Source organism: Rhodobacter sp. 24-YEA-8 (genome assembly GCF_900105075.1).
Taxonomy (GTDB): domain Bacteria; phylum Pseudomonadota; class Alphaproteobacteria; order Rhodobacterales; family Rhodobacteraceae; genus Pseudogemmobacter.
In genome coordinates, this window is record NZ_FNSK01000001.1 from 3,131,082 (window position 1) to 3,157,853 (window position 26,772).

21 protein-coding genes are annotated in these 26,772 nt (G+C 62.9%); 17 read left to right on the forward strand and 4 right to left on the reverse strand.

The features are described 5' to 3' along the window. The first annotated feature begins 150 nt into the window (after nt 1-150). The 5 genes from fdnG to BLW25_RS15150 all read left to right on the forward strand — a co-directional run bounded on the left by fdnG (nt 151) and on the right by BLW25_RS15150 (nt 7,401). Nucleotides 151-3,243 carry a formate dehydrogenase-N subunit alpha gene (gene fdnG / locus BLW25_RS15130; RefSeq protein WP_092900476.1) on the forward strand — a complete coding sequence of 1,031 codons (3,093 nt, stop codon included), beginning with the start codon at nt 151-153 and terminating at the stop codon, nt 3,241-3,243. Then, nucleotides 3,240-4,181 carry a formate dehydrogenase subunit beta gene (fdxH, locus tag BLW25_RS15135; protein ID WP_092900478.1) on the forward strand — a complete coding sequence of 314 codons (942 nt, stop codon included), beginning with the start codon at nt 3,240-3,242 and terminating at the stop codon, nt 4,179-4,181. Before fdnG ends, fdxH begins: the two co-directional genes overlap by 4 nt. Nucleotides 4,182-4,191: 10 nt before the next feature. Continuing rightward, nucleotides 4,192-4,833 (forward strand): formate dehydrogenase subunit gamma, encoded by a 642-nt coding sequence (locus BLW25_RS15140; RefSeq protein ID WP_092900480.1) that lies wholly within the window; start codon nt 4,192-4,194, stop codon nt 4,831-4,833. Continuing rightward, nucleotides 4,830-5,672: a formate dehydrogenase accessory protein FdhE gene (fdhE, locus tag BLW25_RS15145; protein WP_216279371.1), complete on the forward strand. Its 843-nt coding sequence runs from the start codon at nt 4,830-4,832 to the stop codon at nt 5,670-5,672. Before BLW25_RS15140 ends, fdhE begins: the two co-directional genes overlap by 4 nt. A gap of 115 nt (nt 5,673-5,787) precedes the next feature. Continuing rightward, on the forward strand, nt 5,788-7,401 hold the full coding sequence (locus BLW25_RS15150) for a GMC family oxidoreductase (protein WP_092900484.1): 1,614 nt from the start codon (nt 5,788-5,790) through the stop codon (nt 7,399-7,401). On the opposite strand, the gene BLW25_RS15155 is transcribed toward BLW25_RS15150, so the two are convergent. Further along, entirely contained in the window at nt 7,398-8,909 is a 1,512-nt protein-coding gene (locus BLW25_RS15155; RefSeq protein ID WP_216279372.1) for a MocR-like pyridoxine biosynthesis transcription factor PdxR, read from the reverse strand. The two genes, BLW25_RS15150 and BLW25_RS15155, sit on opposite strands and share 4 nt — an antisense overlap. Before the next feature lie 148 nt (nt 8,910-9,057). Here BLW25_RS15155 and BLW25_RS15160 point away from each other — a divergent pair, with 148 nt between their 5' ends. The 5 genes from BLW25_RS15160 to BLW25_RS15180 all read left to right on the forward strand — a co-directional run bounded on the left by BLW25_RS15160 (nt 9,058) and on the right by BLW25_RS15180 (nt 14,302). Then, nucleotides 9,058-10,176, forward strand: coding sequence for a mandelate racemase/muconate lactonizing enzyme family protein (locus tag BLW25_RS15160; protein WP_092900489.1), 1,119 nt, complete (start codon nt 9,058-9,060; stop codon nt 10,174-10,176). Between the two features lie 144 nt (nt 10,177-10,320). Continuing rightward, on the forward strand, nt 10,321-11,409 hold the full coding sequence (locus BLW25_RS15165; RefSeq protein ID WP_092900491.1) for an extracellular solute-binding protein: 1,089 nt from the start codon (nt 10,321-10,323) through the stop codon (nt 11,407-11,409). A gap of 72 nt (nt 11,410-11,481) precedes the next feature. Beyond that, nucleotides 11,482-12,558, forward strand: coding sequence for an ABC transporter ATP-binding protein (locus BLW25_RS15170; protein WP_092900492.1), 1,077 nt, complete (start codon nt 11,482-11,484; stop codon nt 12,556-12,558). Nucleotides 12,559-12,561: 3 nt separating this feature from the next. Further along, nucleotides 12,562-13,431 carry an ABC transporter permease gene (locus BLW25_RS15175; protein WP_092900499.1) on the forward strand — a complete coding sequence of 290 codons (870 nt, stop codon included), beginning with the start codon at nt 12,562-12,564 and terminating at the stop codon, nt 13,429-13,431. 4 nt (nt 13,432-13,435) lie between these two features. Then, nucleotides 13,436-14,302 carry an ABC transporter permease gene (locus BLW25_RS15180; protein ID WP_092900501.1) on the forward strand — a complete coding sequence of 289 codons (867 nt, stop codon included), beginning with the start codon at nt 13,436-13,438 and terminating at the stop codon, nt 14,300-14,302. A gap of 21 nt (nt 14,303-14,323) precedes the next feature. On the opposite strand, the gene BLW25_RS15185 is transcribed toward BLW25_RS15180, so the two are convergent. Then, a complete protein-coding gene (locus BLW25_RS15185) occupies nt 14,324-16,393 on the reverse strand; it encodes a bifunctional aldolase/short-chain dehydrogenase (RefSeq protein WP_092900503.1) in 2,070 nt (689 codons plus the stop codon). A 114-nt stretch (nt 16,394-16,507) separates the two neighbouring features. On the opposite strand from BLW25_RS15185, the gene BLW25_RS15190 reads away from it, so the two are divergent. Next, a complete protein-coding gene (locus tag BLW25_RS15190; RefSeq protein ID WP_092900505.1) occupies nt 16,508-17,482 on the forward strand; it encodes a sugar-binding transcriptional regulator in 975 nt (324 codons plus the stop codon). A 21-nt stretch (nt 17,483-17,503) separates the two neighbouring features. Here the strand turns inward: BLW25_RS15190 and mtnA are convergent, their stop codons facing one another. Together mtnA and mtnK are read right to left on the reverse strand one after the other, a co-directional pair. Next, nucleotides 17,504-18,610, reverse strand: a complete 1,107-nt coding sequence (mtnA, locus tag BLW25_RS15195; RefSeq protein ID WP_092900513.1) for an S-methyl-5-thioribose-1-phosphate isomerase — start codon at nt 18,608-18,610, stop codon at nt 17,504-17,506. Next, the gene (gene mtnK, locus BLW25_RS15200) at nt 18,607-19,884 is read right to left on the reverse strand and encodes an S-methyl-5-thioribose kinase (RefSeq protein WP_253188481.1); all 1,278 of its coding nucleotides are present in this window, start codon (nt 19,882-19,884) and stop codon (nt 18,607-18,609) included. The genes mtnA and mtnK overlap by 4 nt, the downstream gene beginning before the upstream one ends. 189 nt (nt 19,885-20,073) lie before the next feature. Here mtnK and BLW25_RS15205 point away from each other — a divergent pair, with 189 nt between their 5' ends. From BLW25_RS15205 to BLW25_RS15230, 6 genes are read left to right on the forward strand one after another with little or no spacing between them, the layout of a single operon-like run. Then, the gene (locus BLW25_RS15205) at nt 20,074-21,582 is read left to right on the forward strand and encodes a sugar ABC transporter ATP-binding protein (RefSeq protein WP_092900514.1); all 1,509 of its coding nucleotides are present in this window, start codon (nt 20,074-20,076) and stop codon (nt 21,580-21,582) included. After that, complete coding sequence (locus BLW25_RS15210) at nt 21,579-22,595, forward strand: ABC transporter permease (RefSeq protein ID WP_092900515.1); 1,017 nt, start codon at nt 21,579-21,581, stop codon at nt 22,593-22,595. Before BLW25_RS15205 ends, BLW25_RS15210 begins: the two co-directional genes overlap by 4 nt. Nucleotides 22,596-22,628: 33 nt before the next feature. Beyond that, nucleotides 22,629-23,666, forward strand: a complete 1,038-nt coding sequence (locus BLW25_RS15215; protein ID WP_092900516.1) for a substrate-binding domain-containing protein — start codon at nt 22,629-22,631, stop codon at nt 23,664-23,666. Nucleotides 23,667-23,717: 51 nt separating this feature from the next. Further along, nucleotides 23,718-24,647, forward strand: a complete 930-nt coding sequence (locus BLW25_RS15220) for a transketolase (protein WP_092900517.1) — start codon at nt 23,718-23,720, stop codon at nt 24,645-24,647. Between the two features lie 2 nt (nt 24,648-24,649). Continuing rightward, a complete protein-coding gene (locus tag BLW25_RS15225) occupies nt 24,650-25,651 on the forward strand; it encodes a transketolase family protein (RefSeq protein WP_092900518.1) in 1,002 nt (333 codons plus the stop codon). Then, entirely contained in the window at nt 25,651-26,769 is a 1,119-nt protein-coding gene (locus BLW25_RS15230; protein ID WP_092900519.1) for a RuBisCO large subunit C-terminal-like domain-containing protein, read from the forward strand. The genes BLW25_RS15225 and BLW25_RS15230 overlap by 1 nt, the downstream gene beginning before the upstream one ends. Nucleotides 26,770-26,772: the final 3 nt, after the last annotated feature.

Consider the following 26,772-nt stretch of genomic DNA (forward strand, 5'->3'; position numbering starts at 1 on the left):
TTCTGCCTGCGGATGCTGCACCATGTCGCGGCCCTGCCCTGCATTGTGCATCTTCTGTCTTGCCCGCTGCCGGAGCCGGCAGCTACTGCGACAGGGTAACGGTGTGCCATCGCACACAATCCCACTCAGTCAAGGGCAGGAGCGGTTGCCATGTATGGTGCCAGTACAAAGATCGGGCGTCGCGGTTTACTGAAAATCCTCGGCGCCGGAGCAGCGGCACTTTCGGCTCAGGCGATGGGGCTTTCAACTGCCGAGGCACAGGTCTCGGCGGGGGTGCGGCCGTTCAAGCTATTGCGCGCGAAAGAGACCCGCAACAACTGCACCTATTGTTCGGTCGGTTGCGGCATTCTGATGTACAGTCTTGGCGACGGGTCAAAAAACGCCAAACCGCGCATTTTCCATATCGAGGGTGACCCGGATCACCCGGTCTCGCGCGGCTCGCTTTGCCCGAAAGGGGCGGGGCTTCTGGATATGATCCATTCCAAAGGCCGGCTGACGCATCCCGAATATCGCGCGCCCGGGTCAAGCGAGTGGGTGAAGATCAGCTGGGAGGATGCGACGAAACGCATCGCGCGGTTGTTGAAGGATGATCGCGACGCGAATTTCATCTCGCATAACGAACAGGGGCAGCTGGTAAACCGCTGGCTTTCCTCGGGGATGCTGGCCTCGTCTGCGGCCTCGAACGAGACCGGCGTGCTGGATTACAAATTCTCCCGCGCTCTGGGGATGCTGGGGATCGACTGCCAGGCGCGGCTTTGCCATGCGCCGACGGTATCGGCGCTGGCGCCCTCCTTCGGGCGCGGGGCGATGACGAACCATTGGGTCGATATCAAGAACGCCAATGTGGTGATCGTGATGGGCGGCAACCCGGCCGAGGCGCATCCGGTGGGGTTCAAATGGGTGATCGAGGCCAAGATCAAGAACAAGGCCAAGGTGATCGTGGTCGATCCGCGGTTCAACCGGACGGCGTCGGTCGCCGATATCTTCTCGCCGATCCGGGCAGGTTCTGATGCGGCTTTCCTGATGGGAATGGTGCGCTATCTGCTTGAGACGGGTCAGATCCAGCATGAATATGTGCGCGACTACACCAATGCCGCGCTGATCGTGCGTGATGATTTCGCCTTTGATGAGGGTGTGTTCTCGGGCTTCAATGCCGAGAGCAACAGCTACGACAAGACGTCCTGGACCTATGCGCGCGGCGAAGACGGGCTGGCTTTGCGTGATGAGACGATGACGCATCCGCGGTCGGTCCTGCAACTGCTGAAGGCCCATGTCGACCGTTATACACCTGAAATGGTCGAGGAGATCACCGGCGTCAAAAAAGCCGATTTCCTGCAGATCGCCGAGGTGATCGGATCCTGTTCAGCCAAAAACAAGACCATGACCTGGCTCTATGCGCTTGGCTGGACCCACCATACCGGCGGCGCGCAGATCATCCGGGGTGCGGCGATGATCCAGCTGCTGCTCGGGAATATCGGCATGGCCGGTGGTGGCGTGAACGCGCTGCGCGGGCATTCGAATATCCAGGGCTATACCGACCTTGGCCTGCTGTCCTTGCGCGTGCCGGGCTATATGAACCTGCCTTCGGACAAGCAGACCAGCCTTGCGCAATATCTGGATGAGACCACGCCGAAGGATGTCACGCCCGGCCAGGTCAATTACTGGAAACACACGCCGAAATTCTTCATCTCTTATCTGAAGAACCAATACGGCCATCACGCTACGAAGGAGAATGACTTCGCCTTCGACCTCCTGCCGAAATGGGATCGCAGCTATGACATGCTGGCCTATTTCGACATGATGTATAATGGCCAGGTCAACGGCTATATCGCCCAAGGGTTCAACCCGCTGGCGGCGATGCCGGATAAGAACAAGACCTCTAAGGCGCTGGCGAACCTCAAGTTTCTGGTGATCATCGACCCGCTGGCAACCGAGACCTCGAATTTCTGGCGCAACGAAGGCCGGTTCAATGATGTCCCGACCGAGGAGATCATGACCGAGGTCTTCCGCCTGCCCTCGAACTGTTTTGCCGAGGAAGACGGGGCGATTGTGAACTCGGGTCGCTGGCTGCAATGGCACTTTGCCGGGCAGGAACCGCCGGGCGAGGCGCGCCATGACCCGGCGATCCTTGGCGGTATCATGATGGAGCTGCGGCGGCTTTATGAGGCCGAAGGCGGCGCCTGCCCGGAGCAGGTTCTGCATATGACCTGGGATCACGAGACCTATCACGACCCATATTTCCCGCATCCCGAAGAAATGGCGAAAGAGGCCAATGGCTATGCGCTGGAGGATGTGTTCGACGAGAACGGCGTCCAGATCCTGCGCAAAGGCCAGCTCCTGGATAACTTTGGCCAGCTGCGCGATGACGGCACGACGCAAAGCTTCTGCTGGGTCTTTGCCGGGTCCTGGACCGAAAAGGGCAACCAGATGGCCAATCGAGACAATACCGATACCGGGCTGGGGAATACCCCCGGCTGGTCCTGGGCCTGGCCTGCGAACCGGCGGCTTTTGTACAACCGCGCGAGCATGGATAAAGACGGCAATCCCTGGGATCCGGACCGCCAGATCCTGCATTGGAATGGCGAGAAATGGGTTGGCTCCGACGTGCCCGACTTCCCGGCGACCATTCCGCCCGGGGCCGATGCCGCGCCGTTTATCATGCTTCCCGAAGGGGTTGGCAGGCTGTTTTCCGAGAAGGGTATGAATGATGGGCCCTTCCCCGAACATTACGAGCCGGTGGAAAGCCCGATTGCCAAAAACCCGCTGCATGAGGTCGTGACGCACAACCCGACCGCGCGCATCTTCCAGAATGACCGCGAGCGGATGGGGAACCGGACCGATTACCCCTATGTGGCAACGACCTATTCGGTGACCGAGCTGTTCCGCCACTGGACGAAACACAGCCATCTGAACGCCATGCTGCAGCCCGAGCAATTCATCGAAATGGGGGAAAAGCTGGCGGCGGAAAAAGGCATCAAACATGGCGATACCGTCAAGGTGACGACCAAACGTGGCTATATCACTGCAAAAGCCGTGGTCACCAAACGGATGCGGACGCTGAATGTGGCGGGCCAGGAAGTCGAGCAGATCGGAATCCCCTGTCACTGGGGGTTCGAGGGCGCGACCCGCAAGGGCTATCTCGCCAATACGCTGGCGCCGGGCGTCGGCGACGCGAACTCGCAAACGCCTGAATTCAAAGCCTTCCTTGTCAATGTCGAAAAAGCGGTGGGGGAACTGGCATGAACTCGCAAAACATCGTCCGCCGCTCGGCGACCTCTGATCTGACCCCGGCCCCCCAGATCCGGGACCACCAGATGGAGGTCGCCAAACTGATCGATGTCTCGATCTGTATCGGCTGCAAGGCCTGTCAGGTCGCGTGCAATGAATGGAATGATCTGCGCGGCCCGGTCGAAAACAATGTGGGTGTCTATGACAACCCCGCCGATCTGCATCCCGAGACCTGGACGCTGATGCGCTTTACAGAACATGTCGATGAAAACGACAAGTTCGAATGGCTGATCCGCAAGGATGGCTGTATGCATTGTGAGGATCCTGGCTGTCTGAAAGCCTGCCCGATCCCCGGCGCGATTGTGCAATATGCCAATGGCGTGGTCGATTTCCAAAGCGACCTCTGCGTCGGCTGCGGCTATTGCGTCGCGGGCTGCCCCTTCAACGTGCCGCGCATCTCGAAGACCGATCACAAGGCCTATAAATGCACGCTTTGCTCTGACCGTCTGGCGGTGGGCCAGGCCCCGGCCTGTGCGAAAACCTGCCCGACCGGCGCGATTGCTTTCGGCTCGAAAGAGGAAATGAAAGACCTCGCCGCGACCCGTGTCGCCGAGCTGAACGAGCGCGGCTATGACAATGCCGGTCTTTACGACCCCGCAGGCGTTGGTGGCACCCATGTGATGTATGTGCTCCAGCACGCCGACGACCCCGAGCGGTATGCCGGCCTGCCGAAAGATCCGAAAATCTCGCCCATCGTTGAGGGCTGGAAGGATCTGCTGAAACCCGCCGCTGCCGTTGCCGGTGCGGTCGCGGTTGGCGCGATGGCGGCGCATTTCATCGGGGTTGGCCCCAATACCACCGATGATGATGACCACCCCGAAGGCTCGGATGGCATGCTGCCGGAAGCGCCGCCGGACAATGTCACACCTTTCCCGCAGCACGCGGCAGAGTGAGGGGCACGCCATGGCAAAACCCAAAAAAGACCAGATCCTGCGCACGAAATTCCTTGAGCGGCTTTGCCACTGGAGCATCGTTCTGTGCTTCTTTTTCGCCGCAACTTCGGGGATCTCCTGGTTCTTCCCGACCTTTTCCTGGCTGTCCGGTTTCCTCGGCTCGCCCCAGATGGCGCGGGTGCTGCACCCGTTCTTCGGGATCGCGGTGTTCCTCGGGCTTTGCTACATGTTCAAACGTTTCATGCATCACAATCTGCCGGCCCGGACCGATAAGATCTGGTTTAAGAACGTGGTGCCGGTGCTGGCGGGCGATCACTCCCGCAAACTGCGGATCGGCAAATACAATGCCGGGCAGAAAGTGCTCTTCTGGCTGATCATGGCCTCGATTGTGGCGCTGCTGATTTCCGGCCTGATCATGTGGCGCGCCTATTTCGCGGAATATTTCCCGATCTGGGTGCTGCGCCTTGCCATCCTCGCGCATTCCGTGGCCGGGATCGGGCTGATCCTCCTGATCCTCGGGCATATCTATCTTGCGATCTGGGTCAGGGGTTCGATCACGGGCATGGTGACGGGCTATGTCTCGAAACGCTGGGCGGCGCAGCACCATGACCGCTGGGCCGAAGAAGTTGAATCCGGGAAGGCCGACCATTGAGCATCCACCCCATCCCCGAGGCGCGCCATTTCGACCCGATCCTGCGCGAGGATCTCGGCGCGCTTTATACCGCCCGCGCGACGCGGCTGCGGGCTCTGGCCGAGGGGCATGAGCTTTCGGCATTCCTGAACCTTGCGGCTGAGATTGCGTTCGCGCAGCACGCCGCGATCAGGGCCAGTTATACGGGGACAGAGCCGGTTGACGCCGCCCGTATCGCGGTATCGGGATGCTGGCTCCCGGGGCTTGAAACGATGATCACGCAGATTGGCGGGCGCGTTCCCGAAGGGGTCCATCCGCATCTCGACCGTCTTGCTGCGCTGCCCGAAGCCGACAAGATCACAGCCGCTGTGGCCCTGACCGAAAGCCGTTTCGACGCAGTCGATCCGGCGCTGGCTCCGTTTATCTGGGCTGCCTTGTCGGTTGAGGTGGCCCAGGCCGCCCGTGCCGCGCCCTTGCCGCCGATGGGCGATGAGGAAACGACATATTGCCCGATCTGCGGTTCGCACCCGGTGGCAAGCCATATCCATACCAGCGAACGCCAGGGGCTGCGCTATCTGCATTGCGCGCTATGCGATTGCGAATGGCATATGGTGCGGGCGAAATGTTCCTGTTGCGGCGAAGCGGGGCAGCTGGATTACCTCAGTTTCGACACGCCCGAAGCGGCGATCCGGGCCGAGGCCTGCAATGACTGTGGCGGTTATCTCAAAGTGATCAGCGCCGAGCGTGACCCGGATATCGAGACCGTGGCCGATGATCTGGCCAGCCTGGTGCTGGATGATGCAGCGGTGTCTGAAGGCTTTGGCCGCACCGGGTTCAACCCTTTCGCGCTTCCGGGCTGAGGCGTAAGGGGCCGGGCCGCAGGAACCGGAATGGTCCGGTCATTTCGCCGCAATGGCTTTTCCTGAACCGCGCGGCAGGGGATAAGCCTCTGACCGGGATCAGAGCGGTGGGACCATGGCTGCGTTTGACTATATCATCATCGGGGCTGGATCGGCCGGCTCGGTTCTGGCGGAACGGCTGAGTGCCTCGGGCAGGTTCTCTGTCCTGGTTCTGGAGGCCGGCGGCAGCGACCGGCGGTTCATGATCCGGATGCCGGCCGGCTATGGCCACAGCTTTTACAATCCGAAGGTGAACTGGTGTTTCTGGACCGGCCCGCAAGCGGCGCTGGCCGGGCGGCAATCTTACTGGCCGCGCGGCAAGGTGCTGGGCGGGTCTTCCTCGATCAATGCGATGGTCTGGGTGCGTGGTCAGCACAGTGATTTCGACGACTGGCAGGCGCATGGCAATCCCGGCTGGGGCTGGGACGATGTGCTGCCGCATTTTCGCGCGATCGAGACCTGGGAGGGCGGCGAGGATGCCTGGCGCGGTGGTTCGGGCGGGGTGAAGGTCGGGGAAATGGGCGCTTCGGTCCATCCGCTCAGCCACGACTGGCTGGCGGCGGCGAAAAGCGCGGGGTTCAGTGAGACCCCGGATTACAATGGCGCGACGCAGGAAGGTGTCTCGATCTACCAGATCAGCGCGGCCAGGGGGCTGCGGTCTTCTGCAGCCACCGCCTTCCTGCATCCGGCAATGCGGCGCGCCAATCTGCGGGTCGAGACTGGTGCGCTGGTGAACCGCCTGACGATTTCGGAGGGGCGCGTTACGGGTGTTGAATACGCGCGGGATGGCCAGGTCATGACCGCCACGGCGCGGGCCGAGGTGATCCTGTCTGCGGGCGCAGTGCTGTCGCCGGTGATCCTGCAACGGTCCGGCCTCGGACCGGGGGCGCTGCTGCAAAGCCGGGATGTGGGCGTGATCCGCGACCTGCCGGCCATTGGCGCCAATCTTCAGGACCATCTGGGGATCGACTATCTCTTCCGCTCGAAAGTGCCGACGCTGAACACGCAGCTCAGGCCCTGGCTCGGGCGGGCGATGCTGGGGCTGAGATACCTGCTCTTGCGCGATGGGCCGCTGGCGATTTCGGTCAACCAGGCGGGCGGGTTCGTCCGTTCGCGCCCCGGGCTCGACCGGGTGGATCAGCAGCTTTATTTCTCGCCGGTCAGCTATTCAAAGCCGACGCCGGGCAGGCGGCGACTGACGCTGCCGGATCCGTTTCCGGGGTTTTTCATCGGTATCCAGCCCTGCCGGCCGCAAAGCCGTGGCCGGATCAGTCTGGCATCAACCGACCCGAATGCGCCGCCTGTGATCGAGCCGGATTACCTCTCTGCACCGGGCGATATGGAGCAGATGCTTGACGGGGTGCGGCTGATCCGGCGCATTGCGGAACGCCCCGAGATCGCCCGCTATATCGAGGCCGAGATGCAGCCCGGTCCGGATATCAGGGATGAAGAGGCGCTGATCGCCGATATCCGCGCCCGCGCCGGCAGTGTGTTCCATGCCTGCGGGACCTGCCGGATGGGGCCGGATGACGGAACCAATGCGGTCGATTCGAAGCTGCGGCTTTACGGGATCGAAGGGTTGCGGGTGGTGGATGCCTCGGCCTTCCCGAATGTCACCTCCGGCAATATCAACGCGCCGGTGATCATGCTCGCCGACCGCGCCGCAGCGATGATCCTCGGGGACCGTTAACCGGTTTCAGCGGCGATCTGCGCTTCGAGCACCGAGGCGAGCACCCCGACCCCGCGCTGGATCGTGCGGGGCGGCACCGCCGTCACCCCCAGCACCAGCCCGGCGGGGCAGGGGTCAGGGCCAAAGCGAAAGCGGTCAAGGCCCGAGACGATAAGCCCCGCCGTCTCGCAGGCGCTGACCACGGCGGGCTCGGACAAAGCGGGATGCCGGAACGTGCCGATCCGGTGAAACCCTGCGGCGGGCGAGGCGCGCAGTTCCATCAGCCCGTCAAGCCGGGTCGCCGCAGCCTCGGCAAAGGCCATGTGGCGCGCGGCATAGATTTCGCGCATCCGGCGCAGATGGGTGGCGAAATGGCCCTCGGCGATAAAACGGGCCAGCACCGCCTGGCTGTCAGGCGAGACGCCTTGCAGGAAGGCGCGCGAGACATGCGAGAACACATCGACCAGCGGCGGCGGTGCGATGTAAAAGCCCAGCCGCAGCGCGGGAAACAGGTTTTTGGAAAAGGTGCCGACATAGATCACCCGATCTGCACGGTCGGCGCTTTTCAGTGTCGGCAGCGGTCGCCCGTCATAGCGAAACTCGCCGTCGTAATCATCTTCGATGATCCAGCCGTCGCAGTCATAGGCGGCGCGCAACAGCGCCGCGCGCCGTGCAAGGCTCATCTCGGCCCCGGTCGGATGCTGATGCGAGGGCGTGACAAAGGCCAGCCGGAAAGCAGGCGCGCGGGCAAGGCCAGCGGCCACGTCCAGCCCCTCGTCATCGACCGGAACCGGAATCATGTCAGCCCCGCAGGCAATCAGGCTGTTGCGGGCACCAATGGCGCCGGGGTTCTCGAACCAGACCGGATCGCCGGGGTTCAACAGCACGCGGCCGATCACGTCAAAGGCCTGCTGGGCGCCTGCGGTGATGAAAATCTGTTCCGCCTCGCAGGCGATGCCGCGATTGGCGCGCAGGTGATCGGCAATGGCGCGGCGCAGCTCCGGATCGCCCTCGGGTTCGGCATAGCCAAGGATGCGGTTGCGCGACGATCTCCAGTGGCTGGCGGTCAGGCGCGCCCAGATCGCCAGCGGGAAACTGTCGAAATCGGGGAGGCCGGTGACAAAGGCGCGGGGCTGATGCGGATGCGGCAGGCGCTGGTGAAAGCGCTGCGAGGCAGTGTCGATGGCGGTCGAGAGCCGGGCTGTGCGGGCCTCCGGCGGCGGCTCGACCCCGATGATCCCCTGCGGCAGCCTTGCCCCGGCCTGGGCTGAAACGTAGGACCCTGACCCGGTTCGCGCCTCGATCAGCCCTTCGGATAAAAGCCGGTCATAGACCGCCACAGCCGTCGTGCGCGAAATATCGAGATCCCGGGCGAGGCTGCGGCTTGACGGCAGGCGCCGCCCGGGCGCGAGATCGCCCGCAAGGATCAGTCCGCGCAAAGCCGCACAGACCTGCAGGGTGATCGAGGCAGGCAGGCTGCGGTCGATGCGCAGACCGAAGAGCAACTCTCCAGATGAGCGTTTGACCAAATCCCTGTCCCTTCCTCCGGTCGCCCGGCTGTAACCGGCTTCCGACAATTTCGAAAGTGGACCTTATCCGACGCACCTGGCCCGGGGCAATCTTGTCGCCACAAAGAGGCCCGCTGCAAGAGGCCAGCCTTAAGAGAGGACCGACCCCGTGAAGATCACCCGTATCGAGACCTTTTCGTCGCGCTATATCGGTTTTGTCCGGATCACGGATGCCAGCGGCGCGACCGGCTGGGGCCAGGTCTCGACTTATAATTCCGACATCACCGCCCAGGTGCTGCACCGCCAGGTTGCGCCCTGGGTGCTGGGGGTGGAGTTTGACGATCTCGACGCGCTGACCGACAAAGTGTTCGAGCGCGAGCATAAATTCCCCGGCTCGTATCTGAAGCGCGCCATTGGCGGGTTTGACACCGCGCTCTGGGATCTGCGCGGCAAAGAGGCCGGTCTGCCGGTCTGTTCGCTGATCGGTGGCAGCCCGGGGCCCTTGCGCTGCTACGCCTCGTCGATGAAGCGCGATATCACGCCTGTGCAGGAGGCCGAGCGCTTCCGCCGCCTTCAGGGCGAGTTCGGCTTTGATGCCTTCAAGTTCCGCATCGCGGCCGAATATGGTCATGACATCGATGAGTGGCCGGGCCGGACCGAGGAAATCATCCCGACGATCCGGAAGGCGCTCGGCCCGGATGCAGCGCTGCTGGTCGATGCCAATTCCGGCTTTTCGCCGCGCCGCGCGATCCAGGTTGCGGATATCCTGCTCGACAACGGGATCGAACATTTCGAGGAACCCTGTCTCTACTGGGAACTGGACCAGACCGCCGAAGTCACCCGTGCGCTGGCGGACAAACCCATCGCGGTCACCGGCGGCGAGCAGGATTGCGAGATGCCGGTCTGGCGGCAGATGATCACCGACCGCGTGGTCGATATCGTGCAGCCCGATATTCTTTATCTGGGCGGGATCAGCCGCACGCTCAGAGTCTGCGAAATGGCCCGCGCGGCCGGCCTGCCGGTCACGCCCCATGCCGCCAATCAGGGGCTGGTGACGCTGTTCACCATGCATCTTCTGCGCGCCATCGAAGGGGCGGGCAAATATCTCGAATTCTCGATCGAGGGGCCGGATTACTACCCCTGGCAATACGGGCTTTACACCGAAGACCCCTACCGGGTCGAAGCGGGCCAGGTCACCATCAGCGACCGGCCGGGCTGGGGCGTCGAGATCGCGCCGGAATGGCTGGCGAAATCGGCCTGGCAGATGTCAGACATATCGGATCTCTGAGCCCGCGCCGCGGGCTGGCAAAAGCGGTCTCATGTTTCTTCGAAAGTGGACCTTAGCCCCTGTCACGCCGGGCCACATAGTCAGAGCTTATAAAATACGAGCGGGGTCATTGATGCCCCGCCGGATCAACATAGGGAGTGAACAATGACTGCCAGGACAACCCTGTTTGCACGGCTGCTTGCCGCGTCCGCCTGCGCCACCGCCCTTTGCATCGGCGCAGCCCAGGCCGAGACGCTGCGTCTTCTGACCTGGGGCGGCTATGCGCCTGACAATGTGATCGCGCTTTTTGAAAAGGAATATCCCGATATCAAGGTCGAGGTGACCCTTTCCAACAATGAGGAAATGGTTGCCAAGCTGCGCGCCACCGGCGGTGCGGGCTTTGATCTTGCGCAGCCCAGCCATGACCGCATCTTCGCGGCGCAAAGCGAGTTCGAGATCTACAAGCCGCTGGATCTGTCGCAGATCGAGACCGGCAAGATGCAGGCCAACCTGCTGGAGGCCGTCAAAGCCAATACCACCATCGATGGCGCCGTCTACGGCGTGCCGCATCAATGGGGTACGTCCGGCCTTGTGGTCGATGTGACCAAAGCGGCAGATGTGAAGGACTGGTCCGATCTGTGCAAAGAGGAATATAAGGGCAAGACCTCGATGCGCCTGCGCCGGACGATCCTTCTCGGGATGGGCTTCTCGCTCGGCTATGACCCTTTCGCGCTTTACTCTGACACGGCGGCCTATAGCGAGATGCTCGACAAGGTGGCCGATAAGATGATCGCCTGTAAATCGGTGATCAAGACCTATTGGAATGGTGGCGACGACCTCTCGACGCTTCTGCTGTCGGGCGAGGTTGTGGCGTCTGAATCCTGGGATTCCACCGCGTTCAAGCTTTATGGCGAGAACCAGAACCTTGTTTATGTGCCGCCGGCTTCGGGCGCACTGACCTGGATCGACACCTTTGTGATCCCCGCCAAGGGTCGCGCCGATGACGCCGCCTACAAGTGGATCAATTTCGTGATGCGCCCCGAAATCGTGACCATCATGTCGGATTCGACCGGTGCGATTGCTGCGGTCGAGGGCGGGATCGAACTTCTGCCTGAGGCGAAGAAGGTTGCGGTCAAGCTGGCCTTTGACGATGCAGCCATCGCGAATATGAAATTCTTCGCCAATATCCCCCCGGGGCTGGAAGATATCGAAGGCAAGGTGCTGGAGCGTATCAAAGCCGCTTCGGGGAACTGAGGCCCCCTTATGACACCGGGACAGGCGTATCCCCGCCTGTCCCCGCCGCTACTTACCTTTGACGAGCCCCCTATGCATGATCTGGAATGTGTGAACCTGACCAGGGTTTTTGGTCGCCACAGGGCCGTGAATGACGTCTCTTTCACCGTGCCGCGCGGGTCATTCTTTTCGATCCTCGGGCCATCGGGCTGTGGCAAGACCACATTGATGCGGATGATCGCGGGGTTCGAGACGCCGGATTCCGGCGATATCCGCATCAAAGGCAAATCGGTGCTGGAGGTGCCGCCGAACAGGCGTTCGGTCAAGATGGTGTTCCAGCATCTGGCGCTGTTTCCGATGATGAATGTCGGCGAGAATATCGCTTATGGTCTGAAATGCAGGGGCGAGAGCCGTTCGGAAATTGCGCGCAAGGTCGCGGATGTACTGGCGCGGATCGGGCTGCCGGGGGTGCAGGAAAAGCAGGTCGCGCAACTTTCTGGCGGGCAAAAACAACGCATCGCCATCGCACGCTGCATGGTGCTGGAGCCGGATGTCCTTTTGCTCGATGAACCGCTTGGCGCACTGGATCTGAAACTGCGCGAGCAGATGAAGATCGAGCTGAAGCTCTTGCAGCATCAGTTCAACACGACCTTCCTCTATATCACCCATGATCAGTCCGAAGCGCTGGTGATGTCTGACAATGTCGCGGTGATGAATGCCGGTCGGTTCGAACAGATCGGCACTCCGAAAGAGCTTTATAACCAGCCGGGATCGGGCTTTGTCGCGGGCTTTGTGGGCGACACCAACCGCTGGGCGGGCCGGGTGACGGCGCTCAGCGGCGATGAGGCGCGGATCGTGCTGGACGGCGGGCCGGAAACCATTGCCCGCCAGGGCGCGACCCTGGCCGCAGGCAGCCGCGTCGAGGTGTTTTTCCGCCCTGAGACAATTTCCCTCACGCCTGTCGAAGGCGGCAACCAGCTTGCGGGTGAAATTGACAGCCTTTTGTTCAATGGCGCCAATTCGCGGATCCTGTTGCGCAGCTCGGGCCGGCTGATCGAGATCGCGCAAAGCGTAATGGATGCGACCACCCCGGTCGCGCGCGGTGACAGCGTGACGGCCTTCTTCCGCTCTACACATGCGCTGGCCTTTCCGGCGCCAGAGGCGGGGTGAGGGATGAAAAGCTCTGACGCTAGCCGGTTGACGCTGATCCTGCTGTTCGCGCCCTTTGCGCTGTGGATCATCCTTCTGATCATCCTGCCGCAGATCGGTGTCGGCTGGCTCTCCTTGCGCGAAAAGCTGGGGCCGCGCGAATATGCGTTCGGTTTCGGCAATTACTTCGATTTCTTCCGCGAGCCGATCTACTGGAACACGCTGTTGCGCACCGCCTGGATCTCGGTTCTGGTCACGATCCTTGCGCTTTTCATCGGCTTTCCGGTCGCCTGGTATATCGCGAAAATTGCACGGCAGCGGTCGCGCGCGGCCTTGTTCCTGATGTGCCTGATCCCGCTCTGGGTGTCGGATCTGGTACGCGCTTTCGGCTGGATCCTGTTGCTGCGCGAGACCGGGATCATCTCGGGCGCGCTGCAATGGGCGGGGCTGAGCTCGGGCCCGGTCGAGCTTTTGTATAACGACGTCACAGTCGTGATCGGCATGGTCTATACGGTGGTTCTGTTCATGATCGTGCCGCTGGTCTCGACGCTGGACGGGATGGATAATGCGCTGCTTGAGGCCGGTTACAATCTCGGCGGCAGCCGGATCACCGTGTTTCGCCGTATCGTCATTCCCTATGCAATGCCGGGAATCGTTGCGGGCTGCATCATCACCTTCATGCTTGCGGCGGGCAGCTATCTGACGCCGATCCTTCTGGGCGGCAAAAATTCCATGTGGTTCACCGAGCAGATCTACGAGCAATTCGTCACCCGCTATAACTGGGAATCCGGGGCGACATTCGGTGTGCTTTTGCTGGTCTTCACCTCGGGCGTGGTCTGGCTCGGGCTGCGGCTGACCGGGCAGAACCTTGCCTCCACCGTGGCGAAGGAGTGAGAGGATGAACGTCGCCGCCCCCCGTTCCGGTCTGATGCGTGGCCTTTATCTCGGCTATATGCTGGCCTTTTTCTTCTACCTCGCCGCGCCGCTGATCGCCGCCGCGATCTTTGCCTTCAACGACTCGCAATTCCCGGCCTTGCCGTGGAAGGGCTTTACGCTCAATTGGTTTTTCGGCAGCGAAGAGCCGGTGATCGGCCTGTTCCATGACCGCCGTCTGATGGCGGGGCTGATCAATTCGCTCTGGATCGGGCTGATCGTCTCGGGCCTGGCGGTCGTGATCGGCACCTGCAATGCGTTTTTGTTCGAGCGGAAGAGCTTCCCCTTCAAAAACGTGCTTTACGTGCTGATGATCGTGCCGCTGGTGATCCCGGGCGTGATCCTCGGGATCTCGATCCTGGTGTTTTCCAGCATGATCGCGAATGGCGTCAGCGATGCCTTCTGGTGGGAATGGGATTTCCTGCGCCCGGGCGTATTGCTGGTGATTCTGGGGCAGCTTTCCTTCCTGGTGACGATCACGACGCTGGTGATCTCGGCCCGGCTGCGCAAATTCGACATCGCGCTGGAGGAGGCGGCGCTGAACCTTGGCGCCTCGCGCATCAGGGTGCTGGCGACGGTGACGCTGCCATACCTTACCCCGGCGCTGTTTTCCGGCTTTGTGGTGGCCTTCCTGGTCTCGTTCGAGAATTTCAACACGACCCTGATGCTGGTCGGCTCAGACGCGCCGCTGACCATCACCATGTATGACCGCATGGTCAAAGTCGGCTCGACGCCGGTCCTGAATGCCGTTTCGGTGTTTCTGATGGTCGGATCGGGGTTGCTGGCGCTGGCCAGTGTCTTCGCGCAGCGTCCGCGTCGCGGCGAGGGCTAGGCCCCGCCGCGCGCTTTCGCGTCAGCGCAAAGCCGCTTCGATATTGCCGCCATCCACCGTCATCACATGCGCGGTGGTGCGGGCCGACGCCGCCAGCGCGGTGAAGGCCTGCGCAACATGGCCCGCCTCGACCTCGCGGCCCAGCAGGTTGCCGCCCATATAGCTCGCCTCATCAAGACCACGCGCGGCGGAGCGCGCCGCGATCATCTCGCCGGTCAGAAGGCCCGACCGGATGCGGTCGGCATTGATCCCGTTCACGCGGATGCCCTCGGCCCCGAGTTCCAGCGCGAGCTGGCGCAGAAGGAAGAAGGTCGTTGCCTTGGGCAACCCATAAGCGCCGAAATTCCTGCCCGGGTTCACCGCCTGTTTCGAGACATTGATCAGGATCTGCCCGGCATCGCCCGCGCCGCGTGTGCCGCGCGCGGCGGTCTGGGCGCGGAACACCGCGACGGCGGCCTGGGCAAAGGCCTGATGCGCAAAGAAATTCAGCTCGAAACTCTGGCGCAGCGTGTCGTCGGGCAGGGTCGCAATCTCGCCTGTGATCGCGGCACCTGCATTTGACACCAGGATATCGAGCCCGCCGAAGCGTGCCACGCAGGCCTCGACCGCGACCTCTGCCGCGCCTTTCGCGGTGATGTCACAGCTGATGCCGCCATGATCGCGGCCAAGCGCCTTCAGGGCGGCGTCAAGCAGCGCCTCGTCGCGGTCGACAAGGAAGATCGCCGCGCCTTCCGCCGCGAAAGCCCGCGCGGTGGCAAGACCAATCGCCCCCGCGCCGCCGGTGACCAGCACCACCTTGCCCTGAAAGCGCGGCGGCTTGCCCTTACCGAGCTTGGCCTGTTCCAGCGACCAGTATGCCATCTCGAAAAGGTCACGCTCGCCGATCGGATAGAACCCGCCAAGCCGCTCGCCATCCGCCATCACGCGGGTGGTCTGGCTGCCGATATCGCCGGCAATCCGCGCCGCTGCGGCAGTGGCGCCGATACCGACGACGCCTTCACCTTCGATCCATGCAAGGCCGGGCATCGGCGAGAGCATGGTCTTCGGTGTTGCGGCAAGCGGCGCCTGACGGTCGAAATAGCCCGCGTAATCTGCAGCGAAATCGGTCACCGCCTGGCGCAGCGCCTCTGGCCCGCCTGCGAGGATCTCACGGGTGATCACCAGCGGATGGCCCTTGGTGCGGATCACGTGATCCGGGGTCGCCACACCGCGTTTCGCAAGCGTGGCCAGGTCGTCGCGCAGAGTAAAGGCGCGGGCCGCATCATCGGCGCGCAGGTCAAGGACCGGCAGGCCTGCCGCCTCGGGCAGGCAAGAGGCCAGCGCGCCGCGCAGCGATGCCAGCGTCTGCGCCAGTTGCGGCGGCGGCAAAGCGGCGCCCGGATAGACCGGGCCGGGGCGGCGCTGCGCGAGCCATGCCTCGACCTCGTTCGTATGCGAGATCAGCCGGTCGTAAGAGGCTTTCGCTCCTGGCCCCCAGGTGAAATGGCCGTGATTGATCAGCAAAAGCCCTTCGGCCTCGGGATTGCGGTCATAGGCATCTGCCGCTGCTTTCGCGAGCGCAAAGCCCGGCATGATATAGGGCAGAAGCGTCAGCCGGTCGCCGAAGATCTCGCGCGTGGCGGCTTCGACCTCGGGCAGGTTCGCCAGCGTCAGGAAGGCGGTTGCATGGGTGTGATCGACATATTTATGCGGGATCCAGGCGTGGAGCAGCGTTTCGACCGACGGATTGGGGCCGGTGCTGTCCAGAAGATTGGCGCGCTGGACATCGACCATCGCTTCGTCCGACAGCGCAGCCAGTCCGCGCAGCCGTGCAAGGGGCGCCATGCGCACAGCGGGCAGACCTGCGGCCAGGATGGTCTCCAGATCCCAGCCCGAGCCCTTCACATGCAGCACATCAACCGTGTCGCCGTAAACATCGACGGCCTGCGCCTTCATCGAAGTATTGCCGCCGCCATGCATCACCATATCCGGGTCGCGCCCGATGATGCGCGAGGAATAGACTCGGAGCGCGAGTTCCCGCGCCGCCGCGTCAGACCCCGCCGCCTCCTGCAATGCCTGCGCCTCGGTCTCATTCCAGAGATTCGTTCTCATTTGCACCCTCCCCGGTGGATCCCTAAAAGCAGCCTGTCCAAAGGCAATTGCACGATCATCCGGCATTGTCTACAAATGTCAAATATAGCTGTCAAACGTTGAATGAGGCCAGAGGTGAACAACACAGCCAGGCGGCGCACAATCGGCCAGGTCAGCGGCGAGAATGCCGTGATCGAGGTTGCCTGGCTCTATTATCACGAGGGGCTGAACCAGAAGGATATTGCTGAAACGCTGGGGATTTCGCGCGCGACAGTGGTGAATTACCTGCAGGAGGCGCGCGAGCGCGAACTGATCCGCATCACCCTGGCGGCGCCTGCTTTCACCACGCATCGGCTGGCTTCGGATCTCTGCCGCCGCTTCGGGCTGAAAGCGGCCTATGTGGTGCCCGATGAGGGCGCGAGCGTCGAGGACGCCTTTCGCCGGGTGGTGAAGGGCGCGGCGCTCTGGTTGCCGGATCTGCTGGCGCCGGGCGACAATCTGGGCGTGGCCTGGGGGCGCACCGTCTATGATCTCGCCGAGGCGCTGGAGATCACCCGCACCGAAGAGATGACGGTGTTGCAACTGGTCGGTTCTATGGCCACGCCTTACGGCTTTACCGCCGAGGCCTGCTCGACCCGGCTGGCGCAAAGGCTGGGGGCGCGCTGCCTCAACCTCCATGCGCCCGCGATCCTGTCCAGCGCCGATCTCGCCCGCGCGCTGCGGGCCGAGCCGATCCTGCGGGTACAGCTCGATGAAATTGAAAAGCTGAACAAGCTCCTGTTCTCGGTCGGCACCGCCAGCGAGGACAGCCATATCGTGTCGAGCGGCCTCGCCACGACTGAGGACCTGGCGCATTACACCGGCAATGGTGCGGTGGGGGTGATCTGCGGGCGGTTCGTCGATGCGGCAGGTCGCGCGATCCCTGGCCCGATGGAAGACCGCATGATCGGCATCCCGCTTGAACGCCTGACCGGGCTTGAAATGGGCATCCTGGTGACGCCGGGCCATGACAAGGTTGAGGCCACCATGGCCGCGATCCGGGGCGGCTATGCCACCCATCTCGTCACCGGCCTTACCGTGGCCGAGGCTTTGCTGGCGCAGGATCTGTAACCCCCCGCGCCAGCCTCATTTTCAGCGTTTCAGCGCGGCGGATTTCAGATCGCCGAACATTGCCTCCATCGCGGCCGCATCGGCGGCGACCACGCCGCGCTCGGTGATCAGGCCCGTCACGAGCGCCGCCGGTGTCACGTCAAAGGCCGGATTGCGGCCGCCGGTGCCATCAGGGCTGATCTGCACCTGGATGATCCTGCCCGAGGCGTCCTTGCCCTGAACATGGGTGACCTCGGTATCGGAACGCTCTTCGATCGGAATCTCTTTCACGCCGTCGACCACCGTCCAGTCGATGGTCGGCGAAGGCAGGGCCACATAAAACGGCACCCCATTGGCCTTTGCGGCCAGCGCTTTCAGATAGGTGCCGATCTTGTTGCAGACATCGCCCTGTGCCGTGGTGCGGTCGGTGCCGACGATCACCAGATCGACCTCGCCATGCTGCATCAGATGGCCACCGGCATTGTCGACGATCAGATCATGGCTGACGCCTGCCGAGTTCAGCTCCCATGCGGTCAGCTGTGCGCCCTGGTTGCGGGGGCGGGTCTCATCGACAAAAACATGCACCGGAATGCCGGCCTCGACCGCGTGATAGATCGGCGAGGTTGCGGTGCCCCAGTCGACCGTTGCGGGCCAGCCCGCGTTGCAATGGGTCAGGATATTGACGGTCTGCCCCGGTTTCCTGGCTGCGATCTCGCGGATCAGCGCGAGGCCGTGTTCGCCGATGCGGCGGTTGATTTCGACATCTTCATCGGCGATCTCATCGGCGCGTTTCGCCGCCGCCGCCGCGCGTTCCCCGGCAGGCAGCGGGCGCAACACGCGGTCCATCTCATCCAACGCCCAACGCAGGTTGATCGCTGTGGGCCGCGTTTCATGCAGCACTTCCCAGGTCTCGGTGAGCGACGCGTCCGAAGGGTCGCGCGCCATCTGATCGGCCACGCCATAAGCCGCCGTGGCCCCGATCAGCGGGGCGCCACGCACCCACATATCGCGGATCGCGACGGCATATTCGTCGCGCGTGCTCAGCGGCACGATGCGCAATTCATGCGGCAGCCAGCGCTGGTCGATGATCATCACCTGACCTGACGCCTCGCGCCAGATGGAGCGGTAGGGTTTGCCATTGATCTTCACAGGTGGTTCTCCAGGCTGATGCGCCGTGCGAGGTCAAGCACGGCAGGAATTCCGGTAAGGCCATTGCGGCCATGGATCAGTGCGGTGCCAAGCGCGAGGGCACGGGCCTCGCAGCCGGCGCGGGTGGGTGCATCGCTGATGCGTTCGAAATCGGCGTTATGGGCAAGACCAAGGATGCGGCGATGCATCTCGACCCCGCAGAAGCCAAGCGCATCGCGCCAGATCATGCCAAGCCGTTCCGCCCGCGCGATCTCGCCGGCGAGGCCGTGGCCCTGATCCTCATACAGCGTTGCCTGATAGAGGATGCCGGTGCGTTCCTCGCGCCAGAGCCGGGTGAATTCGGCTTCGAACGAGGTCCAGACCGCGGCGGTGACCGACAGCAGCCAGTCCTGGTAGCCGGCCCGCGCGCCCGCGCTGGTCTCGTGGCCGGGCTGCGACATATAGGCCATCAGAAAGTTGGAAATCAGCATGCCGACGTCAAAGCCGATCGGGCCATAAGTGGCGAATTCCGGATCAATCACACGGATATCGTCATCAGACACCATGATGGATCCGGTATGGAGATCGCCGTGCAGCATGGTCTCGGCCTGCGAGGTGAAGCCCATCTTCAGATGCTGCGCGGCGACTTTCAGGGCCATATCGGCCTGGATGCGGGCAATGGCGCCTTCCAGCCCAGGTGTATGGTGGTTCAGCTTTGCGTTGAAATAGGGGTCGGAAAAGACAAGGTTTTCCGTGATGTCGCAAAGTTCGACATTGCCCGCGAACAGCGCCATATCGGCCTTTTTCGCGGCCGGGGTCATCGACAGATCCGATCCCCGGAACAGCGTGCGCGCGCAGAAATCGCCCAGCCTTTCACCAAGGCCCTTATAGCGTTTTCCTGCGATCAGCCCGTGGCGCAGGATGATATGCGGCGTCAGGAATTCCATCACGACAATGGCCTGCGCCTCGTCGAAATGCCAGACCTCCGGCACTGCGCCCGGGTCACGCGCTTCCTGGCGGATCAGCGCGTTATATTCAAAGAAGCTGCGTTTCAGCGGCAGGGGCCAGGATTCGCCCACCAGCCGCACATAGGGCAGCGCCTGTTTCACAATCGCCGCACCCGCCGCGCCGCGCAGAATGAAAACGAGGTTCAGGTTGCCATCGCCGACCTCTTCGACCTGCCAGCTGTCGGCTGGGCCGACGCGGTTGGTCAAGATGCTCAGCCCGCCCAGACGGGACGGCAATGTGCTGGGGGTCAGCGCCTCATATTGCGACGCAGTGTCTGACGGAATCACGGCTTTCTCCTCCCGCAGGTGACATGCCAGAGCTGGCCCGGCCCACCAAATCTTGCCCTCCGGAATGCGGATTCCTCCTCCCGCATCCCGGGGTTCCGGCTAAGGATTTCCATTCTTGCGGCATTTGTCAAACGTTATTGACATTTGAATAACCGAGACGCTAGCCTCGGGTCGGGAGAGGAGACCATCGTGCCGCAGGACGCCATCGTTATCACGGGGCTGACCCGTTCTTTTGCGCGCAATCATGTGCTCCGGGGGGTCAATCTGACCCTGCCGGCCGGCAAAGTGACAGTGTTGATGGGGGCGAACGGGGCGGGGAAATCCACTCTGGTCAAGATCCTCTGCGGGGTGCAGCGCCGCGATACCGGCGAGATCACGCTGGATGGCCAGCCCTTTGATCCGCCCGATCCGGCCAGTGCTTTGCGCGCCGGGGTGGTGACCGTGCATCAGAACATCAATGACGGGGTGGCGCCTGATCTCGACGTGGCCTCGAACCTCCTGCTCGACGAGCTGGCGGCGGGTTCGTCATTCTTTCTCAACGGGCGTCGGATGCGCGCGGAGGCACGGCGGATTGCCGGCGCCGTGGGGCTGGATGTCGATGTCACGCGCCCGGTGCGCGAGCTGAGCCTTGCAGACCGGCAGCTGGTTTCCATCGCGCGCGCCATGTCACATCGCCCCCGGCTGCTGATCCTGGACGAGCCGACCTCGTCACTTTCGGCGACTGAAACAGAACGGTTGTTCATTTTGATCGACCGGCTGAGGGCCGAGGGTGTGGCGATCCTTTATATCTCGCATCGCATGTCCGATATCCGTCGCCTCGCCGACCGGATTGTCTCGATGCGGGACGGGCAGATTTCCGGCCAGTTCGAGGGCGAGACCCTGGATTATGCCGGTGCGGTACGCGCCATGCTGGGTCATGAGATCACCGAAGTCGATATCGACATTCCGCCTCAGGGCCGCGCGGTGATTGAGGCGCGTGCACTGCGGCTGCGCCCTGATGCGGTGCCGTTCGATCTGAGTCTGCATGAAAATGAGGTCGTGGCGGTCACCGGCCTTGTCGGGTCGGGGAAATCCCTGCTGGCCGAGGTGCTTTTTGGCGTCTCGCGCGCCGAGGGCGGCACGATCAGCCTGGACGGCACCCCGTATACACCGAAAAATCCGGGCGCAGCGGTGCAGGCGGGGGTGTTTCTTTCGGCGAAAGACCGGCTTTTGAATGCGGTAATCCCGGAATTCGACATCACCCGCAATATGGTGCTGCCATTCCTGTCGCGTCATACCGGGCTGCTGGCACTGCTGCGCCCCGGGTCCGAGCGCGCCACCGCAACCAGGATGATCGGCGAGATGGGCGTCGTGTGTCAGAGCCCGAAAGACGGGATCCTCACGCTGTCGGGCGGCAATCAGCAAAAGGTTGTCGTCGCGCGCTGGCTGGCCGAGGCCTCGCGCCTTCTGATCCTTGATGAGCCCTTCCAGGGCGTCGACATCCAGGCCCGCCGCGACATCGGCCGCCATATCCGGGCCAGCGCCTCTGGCCGCGCCACCCTGGTTCTGTGTGCCGAAATCGACGAGGCGCTGGAAGTGGCCGACCGCATCCTTGTCATGAGCGAGCATTCGATCATCGGCACCCACCGCAATCAGAATATCGACCTCGGCCTGGTGATGGCGCAGGTCACCGAATCCGCCGCAGGACATGTCGCATGAAAAAAGACTTCAATCTGACCGATTTCGCGATCCGCTACGGGTTCCTGATCCTGATGGCGGGGCTGGTGATCGGCTTTTCCGTCGCGCAACCGGCCTTCCTGACCGCACGCAGCGGCGTGTTCATCCTGCAATCGGTGGCGATCACCGGCATTCTGGCGCTTGGCGTGACCGCCACGCTGGTGGTCGGGGGGTTCGATCTTTCCATCGGGGCGGTGGCGACCTCATCGCTGATGCTTTCGGCCTATACGATGGTGATCTGGGATCTCGGCGCGGTCGAGGCGGTGGTGTTCTGCCTGGCGATGGGGGCTTTCGTGGGCCTGGTCAACGGATTGCTGATCGTCAAAATGCGGGTGCCGGATCTTCTGGCGACGCTTGGGATGATGTTCCTGCTGATGGGGTTGCAGCGTATCCCGACGGAAGGAAATTCCATCTCGACCGGCATGTCGCTGCCCGGAGGCGGCACCGCGACCGGCACATTCTCGCCCGGCTTTCTGATGCTGGGGCGGCACCGGCTCGATTTCATCCTTGACGATCTGGTGCCGCTTTCTGTGGTGTTCCTGATCGTGATCGCGTTTCTGGTCTGGGGGTTTCTCGAACTCACGCGCCATGGCCGCGTCATGTATGCGATCGGGTCGAACGCAAAAGCGGCGAGCCTTGCCGGCATCAACGTGAATTTCTACCGCATTCTGGCCTATGTGATCTCAGGCACGCTGGCGTCTTTTGGCGGCATCCTGCTGGCGGCGCGGCTGGGGCGGGGTGATGTCGCTTCGGGCAATAATCTCTTGCTCGATGCGGTTGCCGCAGCGCTGATCGGCTTTGCCGTACTGGGCGCCGCGAAACCCAACGCCTTTGGCACCGCCATCGGCGCACTGTTTGTCGGCATCCTGTTGCAGGGGCTGACCATGCTGAACGCACCTTATTACACGCAGGATTTCATCAAGGGCGCTGTTCTCGTTGTCGCCCTCGTCTTTACTTTCGCGCTTTCCGGTCGGGGAGGCCGGGCGCGCGGCTGAGCAAAACGGATAACAGAGAAGAGGGAGGAAACCATGTTCTCAAGACGGGTGTTTGTGGGCCTGATGGGTGGTATTGCCCTGATCCCGGGCCTCGCTATCGCGCAGGATGCTCCGGCGCCATTCGACAAGCCCGCCGATGTAAAGATCGCGCTGGTGCGCTATCTGTCGACCGGTGATTTCTTCCAGGCCTATCTTTCCGGCGTGGAAAAGCAGTCAGAGGCCCTCGGCGTCAGCCTCCAGGTCTTCGACTCGCGCCAGGATGCGGCTTTGCAGGCCGATATGGTCGATCAGGCCATCGCGCTGGGCGTTGATGGCATCATCATCCAGCACGGTCTGACCGAGTCGATGAAGGAAGCCGCGCAGCGCGCGGTCGACGCTGGCATCAAGGTTGTGGCCTTCGACGTGAATGTCGAAAATGCCGCCATCCCGCAGGTCGAACAGTCTGACCGTGACCTCGCCCGTCTGGCGCTGGAACAGGCGATCAAGGATCAGGGCGAGACCTGGACCGCAGGTTACGTCTATGTCCCCGGCATCGCGCCGCTTGATCGCCGTGATGAGACCTGGAAAGAGTTCAAGGCGAAATATCCGGGCATCACCGAGAAAGCGATGTTCGGCACAATGGACAACCCGATTGCCAATTCGGTCGCGAACCAGGCGCGGTCTGTCCTTTCCGCGAACCCGGATATCCAGGTTGTTTTCGCCCCCTATGACGAGTTCGCCAAGGGCGTGAAAATCGCCGTGGACGAGGCCGGCATGGGCCAGGATGTCGCGATCTATTCGGCTGACGTCTCGACCGCTGATATTGCCCTGATGCGCGAAGACGGGTCGGGCTGGAAGGCGACTGCCGCGACCAACCCCGCCGTGGTGGGTGAAGTCTCGGTGCGTACCCTCGCGCAGCTTCTTGCCGGTGAGACCGTCGCGGCCCAGGTCATCGTGCCGCCGACCCTGATCACCCAGGCCGATCTGAACGAACTCGATATCTCGAATATGGAAGAGCTGGGCGCGAAAATGCCGGCTTTCGTCCATGCTGAAGTGTCGGTGAGCCCCTGGATGAAGCTCCCCGCACGTTGATCTGACCGGGGCCGGTCTGTCCGGCCCCGATTTTCCGCGATGAGGCCACAAATGCAAAACTCCCGTACCACCGAAGAGGTGGCCCATGGCATCCGCTGCCGCGTGTTCGAGCATTCGATGCGCAACAATGGCGGCTATCTGAGCCAGGCCTGTTCCGCCGCCGAGCAACTGGCGTTTCTGTATAACGAGGCGCTGAATCTCGGCCCCTCGACCATGCCGATGGTGCCGCCGCCCTTTGGCGGGGTGCCCTCGGCCGCGAACCATGATTACCGCACCGGCGCAGGCTATAACGGCCCGTTTGACGCCGTGCATGACCGGCTGTTCATCGCGCCCGCGCATTACGCATTGGTGGCTTACGCCTGCCTGATCGAGACCGGCCGTATGGCCCCCGAAGGGCTGGAGATGTTCAACCAGGATGGCTCATCCGTCGAGATGATCGGCGCCGAACATTCCCCGGGGATGGAGGTGCATAATGGCACTCTCGGCATCGGGCTTTCGACCGGCGCGGGCCTTGCCTGGGGCCGCAAGCGGCGGGGCGAGACCGGCGAGGTCTGTGTCTATATGTCGGATGGCGAGGTTCAGGAGGGGCAGACCTGGGAGGCGGTGCAGGCAGCCTCCCATCACGGCATCGACAATCTCTGGGCCCTGATGGACGTGAACCGCCAGCAATGCGACGGCGCGATGGATTCGGTGATGACGGTGGGCGATATCGCCACCAAATTCCGCAATTTCGGCGCGGTGGTGGCCGAAGTTGATGCCCATGACCTGACGGCACTGCGTCAGGCCAAAGCCACGCCGCATGAAGGCCAGCCGCTGATCATCCTTGCCCATTCCAGCCCGACAAAAGGCATGGAATTCCTGATGAAGCGCTTCCCGCGCCTGCATTACGTGCGGTTCAAATCTGACGAGGAACGCCGCGAGATGAACATCGCCATAGCCGCAGAGCTTGGCATTGCACCTGTCGACCTGGGAGGGCACTGAAGATGGAAATGGTGAACCGCCCCTATGCGAAGGCGTTTGAAGATTACGCCGTGCAGCACCCCGAGGTGCTGTGCCTTTCCGCCGACCTGACCTCCAGCTGCGAGATCGACGGCTTTCGTGATCGCCACCCGGACCAGTTTCTGTCGCTTGGCATGGCAGAACAGAACATGCTGTCCTTCGCCGGCGGGCTTGGCCTCGCGGGCTTCCGGCCTTTCCTGCATTCCTTCGGCGTGTTCCTTTACCGCAGGCCCTATGACCAGCTGATGGCCTCCATCGCCTATCCGCGCCGCCAGGTGCGGCTGATGGGGTTCCTGCCCGGCATCACCACTCCGGGCGGCATGACGCATCAGGCAATCGAAGACATTTCGGTGATGCGCACGATCCCGAACATGACCGTGCTGGAGGCCGGTGACGCGAGTGAGGTCGAGAGCATCGTCGCTGCCGCCGACAGTGTCGATGGTCCGGTTTATTGCCGCATCCTGCGCGGCGCGGTGCCGCGGCTTTTTGATACCCCGCTGGAGATCGGCAAGATCCGCGTTCTGGCAGAAGGCACCGATGTGCTGATCGTTACCGCAGGGATCACCACCGAAGAAGCGATCCGGGCAAGGGCCGCGCTGGACCGGGCGGGGGTTTCGGTGCGTCACCTGCATCTGAACACCCTGAAACCCTTTGATGCCGCGACGATCATCGGCCATGCGGAACAGGTGAAACATGGTGTCATCACGCTGGAAAACCACCTGGTGACCGGCGGTATCGGCTCGATGGTGGCCGAGGCGCTGGCCGAGGCCGGGCTTTCGCGCCGCCTGATCCGGCTGGGGCTGCAGGACACCTATGCGCATGGCGGCTCGCGCCCCTATCTCATGTGCTATTACGGGATGGATGCGCTGAGCCTTGTTCGCGCGGTCGAACGCCTGACCGGACAGCAGACCGGCATTGACGAAGATGCGCTTGGCGCGGTCCGGGTCGAGGCGGTGCATTCGGTGGTCAAGGCCGAGGCGCTTTGATGCGCTTTACCGTCACCTACCGCATCCGCGCCGGTGATCTGGCCGAAGCTCGCGCCCGCGCGGATGCAATCGCGCTGGAACAGACGGTCGAGATCCCGCGCGCGGTGGTGCCGCCGGGCTATATCGAAGACGATATCCTCGGCCGGGTTGAAGAGACCGGCACGCTGTCGGACGGCGTCTTTCAGGCGAAAATCTCTTACTCGCCCGACAGCGCCGGAGAGGAGTTCAGCCAGTTCCTGAATGTGGTTTTCGGCAATTCCTCGATCCAGCAGGGGATCCGGGTGACCGGAGTTGAGCCGGGTGAGACGATGCTGGCGCGCTTTCCAGGCCCGCGTTTCGGCATCAAAGGCATCCGGGCGCGCTGCGGTCGCGCAACAGGCGGAATGATTGCGCCGGTGCTGAAGCCGATGGGCCAGCCACCCGCGGCCTTTGCCGCGCTGGCCGCAGGCGCGGTGCGCGGTGGGGCTGACATCATCAAGGAAGATCACGGGCTTGCGGGTCAGGATGCCGCGCCGTTCGAGGCCCGCGTCGAGGCCGTAGCGAAGGCCGTGGCCGTGGCCAATGCCGAATATGGGCGCAATGCGATCTATATCCCGAACCTCTCTGGCCGGGCGGACCAGATCGAGGCCCGGCTGCGCTTTGCCCGGGATGCCGGAGCGGGCGGTGTCATTGTGATGCCGGGGCTTCTGGGGTTTGGCATGGTACATCGCATCGCGCAGGATCCGGGCCTTGACCTGCCGGTGATGACGCATCCGTCTTTCCTGGGCCCCTGGGTGCTGAACCCCGATACCGGCATGGATCACGGTGTGGTCTTCGGCACGCTTCCAAGGCTTGCGGGGGCGGATATCTCGGTTTTCCCGAATGTCGGCGGGCGGTTCGGCTTCTCGGCAGCGGATTGTCTGCAAATCGCAGAGGCCTGCCGCGCGCCTGACGGGCCTGCGACGGCGATGCTGCCCAGCCCCGGTGGCGGGATGAGTGTGGAACGCGTCGCTGACATGGTGCGGATGTATGGCCAGGATGTCGTCTATCTGCTGGGCGGCAGCCTGCTGGCCGATCCGCCGAACATCCATCTTGCTGTGGGCGCGATGCGCAAGGCGGTGGATGCGGCGGAGAGCTGAGGC